General features: G+C 38.3%; 20 protein-coding genes. 19 read left to right on the top strand and 1 reads right to left on the bottom strand.

Annotated elements, in window-relative coordinates; all coding sequences use genetic code 11:
- Positions 1–111 precede the first annotated feature (111 nt).
- From ACTNBF_RS14000 to ACTNBF_RS13930, 15 genes are all read left to right on the top strand, one after another.
- Positions 112–486, top strand: coding sequence for a hypothetical protein (locus tag ACTNBF_RS14000; protein ID WP_441089485.1), 375 nt, complete (start codon positions 112–114; stop codon positions 484–486).
- A gap of 3 nt (positions 487–489) precedes the next feature.
- Entirely contained in the window at positions 490–1,575 is a 1,086-nt protein-coding gene (locus ACTNBF_RS13995) for a hypothetical protein (RefSeq protein WP_441089484.1), read from the top strand.
- Between the two features lie 364 nt (positions 1,576–1,939).
- Positions 1,940–2,779 (top strand): DUF6602 domain-containing protein, encoded by an 840-nt coding sequence (locus tag ACTNBF_RS13990; protein ID WP_441089483.1) that lies wholly within the window; start codon positions 1,940–1,942, stop codon positions 2,777–2,779.
- 56 nt (positions 2,780–2,835) lie between these two features.
- The gene (locus ACTNBF_RS13985; RefSeq protein WP_441089482.1) at positions 2,836–3,378 is read left to right on the top strand and encodes a histidine phosphatase family protein; all 543 of its coding nucleotides are present in this window, start codon (positions 2,836–2,838) and stop codon (positions 3,376–3,378) included.
- A gap of 66 nt (positions 3,379–3,444) precedes the next feature.
- Complete coding sequence (locus ACTNBF_RS13980) at positions 3,445–4,404, top strand: DUF1653 domain-containing protein (RefSeq protein WP_441089481.1); 960 nt, start codon at positions 3,445–3,447, stop codon at positions 4,402–4,404.
- A 39-nt stretch (positions 4,405–4,443) separates the two neighbouring features.
- Positions 4,444–4,869, top strand: a complete 426-nt coding sequence (locus tag ACTNBF_RS13975; protein ID WP_441089480.1) for a rhodanese-like domain-containing protein — start codon at positions 4,444–4,446, stop codon at positions 4,867–4,869.
- 40 nt (positions 4,870–4,909) lie between these two features.
- Complete coding sequence (locus ACTNBF_RS13970; protein WP_441089479.1) at positions 4,910–5,143, top strand: permease of phosphate ABC transporter; 234 nt, start codon at positions 4,910–4,912, stop codon at positions 5,141–5,143.
- 62 nt (positions 5,144–5,205) lie between these two features.
- Positions 5,206–5,412 (top strand): hypothetical protein, encoded by a 207-nt coding sequence (locus ACTNBF_RS13965; protein WP_441089478.1) that lies wholly within the window; start codon positions 5,206–5,208, stop codon positions 5,410–5,412.
- A 15-nt stretch (positions 5,413–5,427) separates the two neighbouring features.
- Positions 5,428–6,411: a helix-turn-helix transcriptional regulator gene (locus ACTNBF_RS13960; protein WP_441030269.1), complete on the top strand. Its 984-nt coding sequence runs from the start codon at positions 5,428–5,430 to the stop codon at positions 6,409–6,411.
- Positions 6,412–6,452: 41 nt separating this feature from the next.
- Complete coding sequence (locus tag ACTNBF_RS13955; protein WP_441089477.1) at positions 6,453–6,737, top strand: hypothetical protein; 285 nt, start codon at positions 6,453–6,455, stop codon at positions 6,735–6,737.
- A 95-nt stretch (positions 6,738–6,832) separates the two neighbouring features.
- Positions 6,833–6,988 (top strand): hypothetical protein, encoded by a 156-nt coding sequence (locus ACTNBF_RS13950; protein ID WP_441089476.1) that lies wholly within the window; start codon positions 6,833–6,835, stop codon positions 6,986–6,988.
- 351 nt (positions 6,989–7,339) lie between these two features.
- Complete coding sequence (locus ACTNBF_RS13945) at positions 7,340–7,795, top strand: C-GCAxxG-C-C family protein (protein WP_427808454.1); 456 nt, start codon at positions 7,340–7,342, stop codon at positions 7,793–7,795.
- 110 nt (positions 7,796–7,905) lie between these two features.
- Complete coding sequence (locus ACTNBF_RS13940) at positions 7,906–9,093, top strand: cation:proton antiporter (protein ID WP_441050235.1); 1,188 nt, start codon at positions 7,906–7,908, stop codon at positions 9,091–9,093.
- Entirely contained in the window at positions 9,090–9,635 is a 546-nt protein-coding gene (locus tag ACTNBF_RS13935) for a DUF1801 domain-containing protein (protein WP_441089475.1), read from the top strand. The genes ACTNBF_RS13940 and ACTNBF_RS13935 overlap by 4 nt, the downstream gene beginning before the upstream one ends.
- 1 nt (position 9,636) lies before the next feature.
- Positions 9,637–9,705, top strand: coding sequence for a hypothetical protein (locus ACTNBF_RS13930; RefSeq protein WP_441089486.1), 69 nt, complete (start codon positions 9,637–9,639; stop codon positions 9,703–9,705).
- A gap of 50 nt (positions 9,706–9,755) precedes the next feature.
- Here ACTNBF_RS13930 and ACTNBF_RS13925 read toward each other — a convergent pair whose 3' ends face one another.
- Positions 9,756–10,319 carry a flavin reductase family protein gene (locus ACTNBF_RS13925; protein WP_427808448.1) on the bottom strand — a complete coding sequence of 188 codons (564 nt, stop codon included), beginning with the start codon at positions 10,317–10,319 and terminating at the stop codon, positions 9,756–9,758.
- 126 nt (positions 10,320–10,445) lie between these two features.
- Between ACTNBF_RS13925 and ACTNBF_RS13920 the strand changes: the two genes are divergently transcribed.
- The 4 genes from ACTNBF_RS13920 to ACTNBF_RS13905 all read left to right on the top strand — a co-directional run bounded on the left by ACTNBF_RS13920 (position 10,446) and on the right by ACTNBF_RS13905 (position 12,536).
- Complete coding sequence (locus tag ACTNBF_RS13920) at positions 10,446–10,778, top strand: winged helix-turn-helix transcriptional regulator (protein WP_427808446.1); 333 nt, start codon at positions 10,446–10,448, stop codon at positions 10,776–10,778.
- A gap of 336 nt (positions 10,779–11,114) precedes the next feature.
- The gene (locus ACTNBF_RS13915) at positions 11,115–11,507 is read left to right on the top strand and encodes a hypothetical protein (RefSeq protein ID WP_441050236.1); all 393 of its coding nucleotides are present in this window, start codon (positions 11,115–11,117) and stop codon (positions 11,505–11,507) included.
- Positions 11,508–11,545: 38 nt separating this feature from the next.
- Positions 11,546–11,740, top strand: a complete 195-nt coding sequence (locus ACTNBF_RS13910; RefSeq protein ID WP_427808442.1) for a hypothetical protein — start codon at positions 11,546–11,548, stop codon at positions 11,738–11,740.
- Positions 11,733–12,536 carry an ATP-binding protein gene (locus ACTNBF_RS13905; protein WP_441030256.1) on the top strand — a complete coding sequence of 268 codons (804 nt, stop codon included), beginning with the start codon at positions 11,733–11,735 and terminating at the stop codon, positions 12,534–12,536. The genes ACTNBF_RS13910 and ACTNBF_RS13905 overlap by 8 nt, the downstream gene beginning before the upstream one ends.

Raw genomic sequence — 12,536 nt, 5'->3', positions numbered from 1 at the left:
CAAAGGCGGTGCGAAGCATCCTTTACATACACTGGAAACTCCGGTATTATCCAAGCAACAATCCAATGAATTTTTTAGCCACAAATGTTACAAAAAAGCTTGACCACAACAATGTATAAAAAAAGAGCAGTGAGTGCGATGGAGAAGGCACTTAGTGAAGAAGGAAACATAAAGGATGTTGATGATGCATTCTTGGGATTTATGACTTTACTGCATACTCTTCGAGACAAGATTCCTGGAAATTCCAAATGTACGATTATCAAACCGTCATTTAGTGTGGAACAGAAAGATGCAGATGTGCTAAAAGGATTATTTGAAAACAAAAGTAGAACTCCAGAAGGGATTGATGGAAAGACAGGTTTTATCGACAAAAAACTGTCTCTTGAATATGAAAAGCTTAATGCCAGAAAGTTTTTGTTCATCAACAATATAGTTTTTCTTAGCAGAGCTTTACAGAACTTTGGAGCATTTGATACGGAGGATTAGGATATGGATAATATGGTAGCACTTGAAATGCTTGTTGATAAAGCAATTGCAGATGAAGTGAGAGAGAAGGGATTAGCAGAGATTGCACTCAGGCGTGCTGATGCAAAGTTCAGAGCAATGATTAAGTGTAAAATATTAGGTACATCTGTTGGTGGGGAAATGGTTCCAGAAAAACTGACATCCGCTGCGATGAATCTAAGTGCTCAGAATAGTTTGGGATTAGATACGGTAAGAAATGCTTTGTATTCTTTGGAAAAAGGAACTGGAGCTCTTACAGTAGTAACTAAAAACATGGCAGCACAGGTTGACGGAATATATCAGCTGACAAGTTCAGTTATGAATATTTCCTATTTGAATACAGGTTTGTCACTGGCAAATACAGCAGTTGATATGGCTGGATTTATTATTGTAACTGAGAAACTGAATGTACTAAATACAGAGGTTCAGATTGTTGCAAATAAGATTAGTAAAATGGCAAATGTTCAAAAAAATGAGAAAATTGCTACATGTCAGAAACTGATCATGCGTTGTAATGCGATGGTAACAAAGATTAAAGATGATGAGGTTGATTTGGATAAACTTCAAGATTTGCTGATTGATATGAGAGCATTTATTTCTGAAATGATAATGGATTTGCATGATGAGGCATTAAGTGAATCCCTTGTGTTAAAAATGGTATATACGTTGATGCCTGCATATACCTCGTTATTTAATGAATTTCTTTGCCGTTACTATTTTCAGAAAAACTCTGTTCCTGTGAATTATGAGATGTTCTTAAGTCTATATGGAGAACTGGAAAGTGAGAGTTTTATAGAGAGATTACAGGATTATTATTTCTTGGAAGAAAAATTGCATGGTGCAGATGTGCTTGATATCCTTAATGCTCAGACATTGATTGGATTGAATGGAATGGTTCAGATTGAGGATCAATTATTTGTATTGAAGGAACTTGGTACTAAGGAAAAGATTCTTCTGTTTGAAGACGGTTTAACACATTATGCAGAAAACCGAATGAAAGAAGCAATACCGGTATTAGCAGGTGAAAGCGAAATGGATGAAAAGGAGTGTGAAAGATTCTTTTTTGTATAAATGCTTGATGCCATAAAGCTAATACCAAAAAGATAAATTTTTGGCATTTTAAAGAAAAACCCTGGGGTATTTTTATAGGTAGCAAAGAAGAAATCCTTTATTTTCAAACAAAAATTTTTTAAAAAGATCCTGACAATTACTTGACATATCAGGGGCGTCGGAAAGACTTATTTTGCTATCTTTGATTATAAGGATCATGAATATGTTTCCTAATCCAATATATTGCATTGTCCAATATGTTGAGGAAATGGATACAACATGTTCGGAATTAGTTGTAAACTAAACTTTGGAGCATTGAAATATGATGCTCAGAAATTTATTTTTCTTAGACTAAGTAAAGGATTAATGAGGGGGATCGATAAAAATGAATTATGTTGATGCGATAAAGAAAACTGCGAAGCGATTAGATGCTGAATTTGAAACAAGTGAACTGATAAAACATAATCCAAGCAAAGGCGTTTTTAGAGAATATATTATAAAAAACTGTATCAGGCCATTTTTGCCTGATGCATACGGACTTTCCAGTGGTGAGTGTTTTGATATGAGCGGTTCTGTGAGTAAACAGTTAGATGTTGTAGTGTATGATAAGCTTTATTCCTATATTGTACCCTATACAGAAGATTTTATACAGTTTCCGTTTGAATCCGTTTATGGAAATATCGAAGTGAAATCAAATTTAACAGGGGACGAATTACATACGGCTATAGAAAACATAAAATCTTTGAAGAAATTAGTTAGGGAGAAGCCATCTGGCGCACAAATAATTCCTAATAGAAGTATTGATATAGAAGGAATAAAATGGTCTGAATCAGGAACCTCAGAGCCATTTGGTAGTATCTTTGCATATAGGTCTTTGAAACCCAATACAATTATTGAGTATCTTCGCAAGATAAATTCGGATGAGATGCAATTTTTACCCAATATGATTGTATTGTATGAAGAAAAAACAATCATTGTTCGTATTAAATATAGTTTAAATCACACAACCGGGAAAGAAGGATTATATCCAAATTTCTACGGTGACTACGATGGTTTTATGTCATTGCCATGTGGTGAGGATACATTGCCAATATTTATAACAAATATTTTGATTCATTCGTCACATGAGAGATTAACTTCGATGAACATGGAGGATTTAATTAACCCGATAATTGATAAAGCATTGCGAAATATGCCACCACAAAAAGTAGCACGTTATAAATAAATGAAGCGGAAGAGAAGAGCACATACGGATGCGAAAAGAAATAGAGGAAGAAGAACATGGGATGTGTATATTTTGTCCGACATGGGCAGACAGTGTGGAATGTAGAAAATAAAATATGTGGTGCGACGGACATTGCCCTAACAGATATAGGTCATCAGCAGGCAATGGAGACTGGAAAAAGGATTCTGGAAGAAGGAATTCAGGCAGATGAAATTTTGTATTCTCCGCTAGTGCGTGCTGCAGATACTGCCAGACATATCGCGGAGATCACGGGAATTCCTGCCAGGGTTGAGCCGAGATTGATTGAACAAAACTTTGGGAAGTGGGAGTCCACTGCCAGAGATGGGTTGGAATTTAAGAACGCCAAGGAAGATTTTTGTTGCAGATATGAAGGTGGCGAATCTATGCTACACTTAGCCCAGAGGATTTACAATCTTTTGGATGAGATTAAGGAAGAATCGGATCATAAGACCTATATCCTGGTAGCACATAATGGGATATCCAGAGTCGTTCAATCGTATTTCTACGAGATGACAAATGCAGAATACGCCGCATTTGGAGTGAAAAACTGCCAGATTCTGCGATATGATTTTCAATGATGAGAAAATAGCAAAAAATTGGAATGATATAATTGATGAAACATGATTTTTTTACAAAGGAGAAAAATGATTGAAATAAAACCAGGTCGTTACCGTCATTTCAAAGGAAATGAATACGAAGTAATCGGCATCGCAAAACATAGTGAAACCACAGAAGAGATGGTAGTGTACCGTGCTCTTTATGGAGAGCATGGACTTTGGGTAAGACCTGCATCCATGTGGAACGAAATGGTAGAACATAAGGGACAGATTGTGAGAAGATTTTCATTCATTGAACCGGAACACTATTTGTTTGAAATAAAAAATTATCTTCGTCAGCATGGATTACAATATGAATGTGAAGTGGACAAGTTTGTAAAAGCTCGAAATGCTGGGAAGAAGTATTCTTTGGAGGAGCATATTCGCGGGCTTGTGTATGCATTGCTAACGAACCAGACTAAATGGAGTCGTATTACACCTCATTTGGCGGAAATTGATCAGATATTTTTTGCGTATGCTCCGGAACAGATAAAAAATGTGTCCGGTGAGAGTCTCGCGAAAAAGATATTCTCATTAAAATGTGGAAATATTAGCACCAAAGCGCAAATGAAGGCATTGGCAGATAACATCAGAATCTTTGAACAATTGGAAAAAGAATACGGAAGTATGGATGCATTTATTACTTCTGATGCACCGGAAGTGATTGTAAAGAAACTGTCTCAATCCAATTCTCCATATAAATTGCATCAGGTTGGCGAGGCTCTTGCATGGGAGTATATCCGCAATGTTGGAATCGATGGAGCGAAGCCGGATACCCATATCAGACGATTTTTAGGAAGTGATCGTATGGGTGAATCAAAAGGGAAAGAAGCAACGATTGAAGAAGCTCTTTCACAGATTGAACGGCTTTCGGAGGAGACAGGATTAACTAAGGCAACCGTTGATAATATTATTTGGAGTTTTTGCGCAGACGGATATGGTGAAGTTTGTACAGCTACTCCGCACTGTGAGGTCTGTCCTGTGAAAACATGGTGTAAGTGTAAATGAGATTTATCGCTTTGGATTAGATATAGAATAGGAGTACAGATGAAAGTAACAAAGATCTTACTTGTTGCAATGTTATCCTGCATGTTATTTGCTGGATGTAAAGCGACGGATATAGGAAAGGAAGCAGGTGTGGCGATGGAGAAGGCTACGTATCGACAGGTTTCCATGGAAGAAGCGATGGAACTGATGGAAACAGAAGAGAACTATATCATCTTGGATGTTCGTAGACAGGAAGAGTACGACGAGAAACATATTACAGGTGCAATTGTGGTGCCAAACGAAACTATCGGAACGAAAGACATACCGGAACTTCCGGACAAAGACCAGATGATTCTTGTGTATTGCAGAAGCGGAAACCGGAGCAAACAGGCAGCGGAGAAGCTGGTAGCACTTGGTTATACAAACATTATTGAGTTTGGTGGAATCAATGACTGGCCGGGAGAAGTGGAAACATCGGTAAAATAAGCATGCCAAAATGAGTAAAGGTGGATTGGAGGAATTGTAGATGAAGCGATTGCTCGAATTAGGAAATCAGTATGTAAGAGAAAGTGATTGGAAAGACTTGGCTCTTGTAAAATTTTGTCTTTGTGCTGTGGGAATCATGATTGGAATCCAGATACCAACAAAGCACAAAAAAGTAGTTGTAGCAGGTGCCCTTGGTGTATTCGTAGTTACTTACATTCCACTTATGACAAAACTGTTTATGATTGCTGTTCGTAGAAGAGAGGATGTCCAGTAGAGTAAGGACTGTATCAATTGAAATAATTTGCATGGAATGACATATATAGGAGATAACAAATCATGTATACTGTAAAAAGAATTGAGGAAGACCTGGATTTTGGTTGTGAAGAACGGGAAGAAGGTGCACCGGTTATGGCTGTCGTTACACTCGTTGATTCTTTTGGTGAAGAGATGCGAGTGAAGGAAGAAGATGCCATGCTCTATGAACGAGATATTAATGAAGGTGATAAGGTCTATTTTGACAAAGATAAATCAGAAAAATCATAAGGAGGATTGATCGAGATGGCTTCCTTTGATCAGAAGCTCCGTACTTTATATTTGATGGAAATCCTTCTGGAACGTACCGATGATACGCACATGCTGAATGCATCGGAATTATGCACGATTCTGGATCAGGAATATGGCATCAGTACGGATCGAAGAACGATATATACAGAGATGGAGATCCTTGATAAATTCGGACTGGATATCCAGCAGAAGAAAGGAAAGAATCCTGGTTATTATATTGGTGCCAGAGATTTTGAACTGCCGGAGTTAAAGCTCCTGGTGGATGCTGTACAGTCATCTAAGTTTATCACGGAGAAGAAATCCAAGGAACTGATAACGAAATTAGAGAAGCTCTGCTGTAGGACGGATGCTGCAATGCTTTCCAAATATGTTTTCATCGTAAACCGTCCGAAGACGGAGAATGAAACTGTTTATTACAATGTGGACTACATTCATACTGCAATTTACGAGAATAAGGAAATTAAGTTCCATTATGCAGAGTGGACTGTTAAGAAAGAACTGAAACTGAAGAAAGACGGTGCATTCTATGTTGTCAGCCCGTGGGCACTGACCTGGGATGATGAGAATTATTATCTGGTAGCTTATGATGCATCGGCTGGAATTATCAAGCATTATCGTGTAGATAAGATGCAGAATACTGAGATCCTGGAAACAGACCGTAAAGGGGAAGATTCCTTCAGGAACTTTGATCTGGCTGCATTCGCTAAGAAGACCTTTGGAATGTACGGCGGTGTAGATGCGGAAGTCACGCTGGAATGCAGGAATGAACTGGCCGGTGTTATCATCGATCGCTTTGGACATGATGTCTGGTTGATCCCGCAGGGAGAGGGTCATTTTAAAACCAGAGTTCTGGTATCAGTAAGTCCGCAGTTCTTTGGGTGGGTAACTGGTATCGGATCCGGGATGAAGATTACCGGTCCGGAGAATGTGAAGGAAGAATATAAGGCATATCTGCAGGATGTTCTAAGAAGCTATTGAATGCGTGATAAGTGCTATTTACTAATAGGGAGTGATTATTGATGAAAATTTCAGATGTTGTTGAAAAATTTAATACAACACCCTTTTTATTCTTGGGTTCAGGAATAACACGACGGTATTGTAACCTTCCAGACTGGAAGGGCTTACTTGAGCACTTTGCAAAGCAAGTGAATAATGATGACTTTGCGTATAGTGCATATGAAAATAGGGCAAAGAAAATGGACTGTCCTGTTGGTGTGATGCCCAAAATAGCAGAATTAATTCAGGCTGATTACGATGAAAAATGGTTTGCTGATCCGTCGATCAGAACCGTAAGTACAGGATAAAAATTAAGGATGGATTATCTCCTTTTAAAGCGGAAGTTTCATCATATATCACAGCGGGTTTCTCTGTTGATGATAGATACAAAGAAGAAATAGATATGCTATCGAGATTATCTGAGAAAAATCTGGCTGGTGTTATCACAACAAATTATGATAACTTTATTGAAAATCATTTTAATGGCTATACAGTGTATGTTGGGCAAAAAGAACTCATATTTTCTGCAATACAAGGTGTCGCTGAAATATTTAACTAGACTTGTAGTTTGCGAAAATGTCAGATAATAATTAATAAATAAAAAAATAATTACATAATAGTATTGACAAATGAAAAGGAGAATGATAATATATAATCAATAAAAGAAAAGAAGAGACAACTTCAAAAAACAGGAGGTCGGTCCAATGAAATAGATAAATTTAATTGGACAAAATTAATAGAAAGAGAGGTTATATAGTGAAACTTCTAGAATTTCATTAAAAGAGCTATTTGATTTGTAAAGAAAGATCAAATAGCTCTTAATTTTGGGCTTTTATTAGAAAGTCAATTTGCACATTGATAATATATCAGTGCCGCATTATAATAAAAGACAAAGAAGGGAGGGTTCGATATGAGATACGATGTTGATATAGAAGAGATGAAGAAAGATGCGGTTGAAATCTTCCAGCAAGGCTTTGCCTGTTCAGAAGCAGTCATTTACGCAATCAAAAAAGGCTTTGAATTAGATTTATCAGATGATGCCATTGCAATGTCATCCGGTTTTCCGTGGGGACTTGGGGGAGGAGGATGCATTTGTGGTGCTCTGGCCGGCGGAACGATGTGTCTCGGTTATTTCTTTGGAAGAAGAACCCCGGGAGATCCTGCATTTACCAAATGTCAGGAAGTGACAAAAGAACTGCAGGATTTCTTTAAAGAGACCTGTGGCGCGACATGCTGCAGAGTATTAACACGTGGAAAAGAAAAGAATTCTCCGGAGAGAAAAGCACAGTGTATTACATTTGTTGAAGCAACTGTTGGAAAAGTTGCAGAAATCGTTATCAGAGAGAAAAGTTCTGAAGAAATGTGATTTTCGCCGAGGCGTACTTGAATTAAGCCGCTTATTAAAGCTGATGACTTCTGCGACTAAATTCACGCAGAAAGTGTCAGCTTTTTCTGCGTCTGTAAGGAGGATTTTTCATGTTGCTAAGTATTTCCTTAATTCTGATTTTAGGTATGTCTATGGGATGGATATGCCAAAAGATTAAATTACCAAGTTTGCTCGGAATGTTAGTTACCGGCGTTGTGCTTGGACCTTATGTACTGAATCTCCTGGATGAGAGTATTCTTGGGATTTCCCCGGAACTTCGTAAAATTGCGCTAATCATCATATTGACAAGAGCTGGCCTTGGTTTGGATTTATCGGGACTGAAAAAAATAGGAAGACCTGCGGTTCTAATGTGTTTTGTCCCTGCGAGCTTTGAAATTTTGGGAATGATTTTATTTGCACCTAAACTTATGGGAATCACATTATTGGAAGCTGCTGTTATGGGAGCTGTGCTTGCTGCGGTTTCCCCTGCTGTTGTGGTTCCAAGAATGGTGAAACTTATGGAGGAAGGATATGGTGTAAAAGAAGGAATCCCTCAGCTTATACTTGCCGGTGCATCCGTAGATGATGTTTATGTTATTGTATTATTTTCTACGTTTGTTGGAATGATGCAGGGGGAAGGTGCTTCAATAATCAGATTTATCAATATTCCGGTTTCGATATTCCTGGGAATTGCAATAGGACTTATAATTGGAGTTATGCTGGCATATTTCTTTAAGAAAGTTCATATCAGAGATACTTCGAAAGTACTTATTATTTTAAGTATCTCACTTTTACTCGTTGTAATAGAAGATAGGTTAACAACTTCAATTACTTTTTCAGCATTGATAGCAATTATGTTTATTGGAATAGGATTGCAGAAGAAAAGAGAAGTAGTTGCAAAAAGGCTTTCAGTCAAATATGGGAAATTATGGGTCGCGGCAGAGGTGTTCTTATTTGTACTGGTGGGCGCAACAGTGAATATTGGATACCTTGGTAAAGTTGGCATTAAGGCTATTATCGTCATTGTTGGAGCACTATTCTTTAGAATGCTTGGTGTATTTGTGTGTTTGTTAGGTACTAGCCTTAATAGAAAAGAGAGATTATTTACTATGATGGCATATACTCCAAAAGCAACGGTACAGGCTGCGATTGGAGGAATACCTCTCGCGTTAGGTTTGGCCTGTGGAGATATCGTGCTGACAGTAGCGGTACTTGCAATAGTTCTCACAGCACCGCTTGGGGCATTTGCCATTGATTTGTCGTATAAGAGCTTTTTGGCAAAGGCCGTCTGCTGGTGAATGCCACTTTCGATGGTATTCCATACCGTGGGCAAGTCGTAAAAATGGGAACTCCGTGTTACATCATTGGCGTTACAAAACAGATACGTAAGCAGCTTGGTAAGAACTTTGGTGATATTGTTGAAGTGGTTCTTCGGGAAAGAGACAGAGAGGAAATCCCTATGTGGAAATGCCCCAAATGTGGCAGAGAGTTCAAGAAAAAGGGGCAGAGTCATTACTGCGGTGAAAAGCCAAAGACGATTGATGAATATATCTTGAGCCAGGATGAGGATAAGCAGGAAGACCTGCGCTATATCCGTCAGATTCTTCACAGTGCATTACCGGAGGCGGAAGAACGCATTTCATGGAGTATGCCAACCTACTGGAAAGGTCATAACATTATTCATTTTGCTGCCTCGAAGAAACATATCGGCTTGTATCCGGGCCCTGCTGCTGTAGTACAGTTTTCTAAAGGGCTTCCTTATCCGCTGGAATCTGAGCGTGTAGCAGTAAAAAACAGAACCTTACCCCGGACGATGGACAACGCATATTGTAATCGGTAAAATGTCTGATTTGGACGAAGAACTGTTTGCATGGGTGGTACAGGCCTATGAGTTTTCGGAGAAAAAATAGTTTAATAAAGGTCTTTCATTTCTGAAAGACCTTACTAAAAGGGAGTGGGATTATTTGAGCTGTAAACCGTCTTTGAATGCTTCACCCACTCTTTCACTTACTCGATAGTAACCGTGTGTATATGGGTCGAATGCGATAGCGTTTACTAAAGACATATCAAGTTTATCATCAATCATAACCTTTTCATCTGCGGTAACGTTAACTACTTTTCCGATGACACCAACGCCGTATGTATTATTTTGGTATTCAATAAATTTACATTCTAGACAGAGGGGGAATTCATTGATGATAGGTGCGTCTATATTTGGGGATTTACTTGCGGTAAGACCACTTTTTTCAAATTTGTTTGAAACTCTGTTTCCTGATTCAACACCAAAATAGTCTGCTTCTACGACATGAGAGGCATCAGCAATGCTTATCGTAAAGGCACCTCTTGCCTTGATGTTTTTTACTGTTTTATGAGATTCTGTTAATTGGAGAGCTACAGTGTTTCTTGCTTGCATAGTGCCCCAGGCAGCATTCATAACATTGACCGAACCATCATCATTGTATGTTGCTACCATTAAGACCGGCATAGGGAAAATCCCTTCTGTTATATCAAGTTTCTTTCTCATTATGATTACCTCGCTTCTTATACTGAATTGACAGGAATTATATCTGTGTATATAATTGTAACAAGTAACGGAAAAATTACAAGTACTGTCTTTTGAAACAGGTACTATCTTAAAGGAAAGTATCAAATGATTAAAAATTATATTGAGAACGCAAATTTTGAGGATACTGGATTCAGCTATACACTTTCGCTTATATCAGGCAAACATAAGATGGTTATTCTTTATTGTCTGATGGAATTTGAAGTTGTAAGATTCAATGAACTGAGACGTTATCTGAAAAATGTATCGGACAAAACACTTAGCAATAATTTGAAAGAATTGGAAGCAGATAGACTTATTATTAGAAAAGAATATCCTCAGATACCACCAAAAGTTGAATATAGCTTGAGTGATCGAGGTAAATCACTTATGGAAGTTTTAGACCAGTTATGTGTTTGGGGGGAAAAGAACAGAGAATAATATTATAAGCGTCAAAGACAGCGAATAAGAATTTGTCGAACACATGGAATTTTCAGTAATGCGCTCTGTTACCTTTCAATGCTGAAGTTAGTTTTCTTGAATTGACTTTTTTACCAATAGCGAGTATAATAAATGAATTAGCGGCGGGTGACTGTGCCTGCCGCTATTTTAGAAGGTTGATGTTAGAATAGACTAACTTTAATAAGAGCATGTTTGATCTTGCTTCTGGGAATACTTTGTGTAAACCAATGTGGTATGCGACAACGTGTGATGCCGAAGGCTTTATCTTCTTTCAAGAAAAACTAAAATTGCATACATCTAAAGCGAGGAAATAGTATGGGTAAGGAAATTAAAGAGATAACAGAATATGCATTTAATGACGAAACGGGCGATGCTCATATTACTGTTTATCATCTGTTTCCCGGTGTAGAAGTCGCATATGTGTCTGCTCATATGGGTGATTTTGATTTCGCTCTGATAGAACAGAAATATCGACATAATTACGTGGGTATCCATTTTTGCAAAGAAGGTCGTATTGAGCGGGAAATTGGTAGTGAGTTTTTATATCTGATGCCGGATGATTGCTTGATTATTCTTGAAAATAAACGTGAGAAAAAATTCAAATTGCCGCTGAAGCACTATCACGGAATCAGTATCGGAATTGACATTGAAAATGCACCCCCAAAATTTACGGAATATATCGGTAATGATCATGTGGATGCCGTGTAAAAAGAGATGGCTACATCCTCTACATATACGACTCAAAAATGACAAAAGTGCTCACATCACATGATGTTACATGGAGTCGCCGGGACAGCTTCTGCAAAGACCAGTATGTTACAGAACAACCGGAAGAAAGACCTACTGCACCGGTAAAGATACATATCCAACAGCTTAATCCGCCTCCGTATGATTCCGGTTTTAGTAAATTTAACTTTGAGGAGGGACTGTGGGATGAATAAATCGTTTTTTGAACAGATCCAGGATGCTGCTGATTATTTAAATCTTGATCTGAATGCACAGGAAATGGCACAGCTCGCAGTCGACCATGAATATAGTGAAGAAAATATACGGATAGTTGCTGAAATGTTCACTTATCTGCAGCAAAAGAAGAAAGAAAACATTGTTTCAACATTGCTCCGATTGAGCCGCCTTCCATTAAAAGAGCCAAAAACTTTTGAAAATTTTGATTTCGGTCAGCTTCATGGAAAACAAACAGATGCCCTGCACAATCTGCCATCCCTTTCGACTCTCTACGCACATAAAAATCTTGCGTTCATTGGCCCGCAGGGAGTTGGAAAAACACATCTTGCGATGGCATATGGACGCAAATGCTGCCAGAATGGTCTGAAAGCGTATTTCTTAAAAGCAACTGAACTAAACCAACGCTTGACTGATGCCCGGAAGTATGGCCGGGAAAGCAGTACCATAAATGGCCTGGTAAAACCATCTTGTCTGATCATTGATGAGATAGGCAGATGCGTTTTTGACAAAGAAAACACCCGAATGTTTTTTGATGTCATTGACCGAAGATACAATAAGGAAGGGCCAAACACTATGATATTTACAAGCAATAAAGGACCGGATAAATGGGGAGAATTCTTCAACGAAGATTCCTCCCTGTTATGTGCCCTTGACCGTATATTTGACGATGCCACAGTATTCATGATTAAAGGAAACAGTTACCGTGGAAAAAACTATGAAACAATAGCATTATCAGCCGGTGCTCCATCAGCACTACCTAAAGCACAACATTAA

Source organism: Bariatricus sp. HCP28S3_A4 (assembly GCF_052066395.1).
Classification (GTDB): domain Bacteria; phylum Bacillota; class Clostridia; order Lachnospirales; family Lachnospiraceae; genus Allocoprococcus.
Note: the sequence above shows the minus strand (reverse complement) of the source record. Positions and strands in the feature narration are given on the sequence as shown.

Bases quoted from the DNA above. Each gene is read 5' to 3' on its own strand.
- ACTNBF_RS13910 (WP_427808442.1), top strand. From the start codon at position 11,546: ATGACAAAAGTGCTCACATCACATGATGTTACATGGAGTCGCCGGGAC.
- ACTNBF_RS13980 (WP_441089481.1), top strand. From the start codon at position 3,445: ATGATTGAAATAAAACCAGGTCGTTACCGTCATTTCAAAGGAAATGAA.
- ACTNBF_RS14000 (WP_441089485.1), top strand. From the start codon at position 112: ATGTATAAAAAAAGAGCAGTGAGTGCGATGGAGAAGGCACTTAGTGAA.
- ACTNBF_RS13915 (WP_441050236.1), top strand. From the start codon at position 11,115: ATGGGTAAGGAAATTAAAGAGATAACAGAATATGCATTTAATGACGAA.
- ACTNBF_RS13990 (WP_441089483.1), top strand. From the start codon at position 1,940: ATGAATTATGTTGATGCGATAAAGAAAACTGCGAAGCGATTAGATGCT.
- ACTNBF_RS13945 (WP_427808454.1), top strand. From the start codon at position 7,340: ATGAGATACGATGTTGATATAGAAGAGATGAAGAAAGATGCGGTTGAA.
- ACTNBF_RS13920 (WP_427808446.1), top strand. From the start codon at position 10,446: ATGATTAAAAATTATATTGAGAACGCAAATTTTGAGGATACTGGATTC.
- ACTNBF_RS13960 (WP_441030269.1), top strand. From the start codon at position 5,428: ATGGCTTCCTTTGATCAGAAGCTCCGTACTTTATATTTGATGGAAATC.
- ACTNBF_RS13940 (WP_441050235.1), top strand. From the start codon at position 7,906: ATGTTGCTAAGTATTTCCTTAATTCTGATTTTAGGTATGTCTATGGGA.
- ACTNBF_RS13950 (WP_441089476.1), top strand. From the start codon at position 6,833: ATGCTATCGAGATTATCTGAGAAAAATCTGGCTGGTGTTATCACAACA.
- ACTNBF_RS13925 (WP_427808448.1), bottom strand. From the start codon at position 10,319: ATGAGAAAGAAACTTGATATAACAGAAGGGATTTTCCCTATGCCGGTC.
- ACTNBF_RS13970 (WP_441089479.1), top strand. From the start codon at position 4,910: ATGAAGCGATTGCTCGAATTAGGAAATCAGTATGTAAGAGAAAGTGAT.
- ACTNBF_RS13965 (WP_441089478.1), top strand. From the start codon at position 5,206: ATGTATACTGTAAAAAGAATTGAGGAAGACCTGGATTTTGGTTGTGAA.
- ACTNBF_RS13995 (WP_441089484.1), top strand. From the start codon at position 490: ATGGATAATATGGTAGCACTTGAAATGCTTGTTGATAAAGCAATTGCA.
- ACTNBF_RS13955 (WP_441089477.1), top strand. From the start codon at position 6,453: ATGAAAATTTCAGATGTTGTTGAAAAATTTAATACAACACCCTTTTTA.
- ACTNBF_RS13985 (WP_441089482.1), top strand. From the start codon at position 2,836: ATGGGATGTGTATATTTTGTCCGACATGGGCAGACAGTGTGGAATGTA.
- ACTNBF_RS13975 (WP_441089480.1), top strand. From the start codon at position 4,444: ATGAAAGTAACAAAGATCTTACTTGTTGCAATGTTATCCTGCATGTTA.
- ACTNBF_RS13905 (WP_441030256.1), top strand. From the start codon at position 11,733: ATGAATAAATCGTTTTTTGAACAGATCCAGGATGCTGCTGATTATTTA.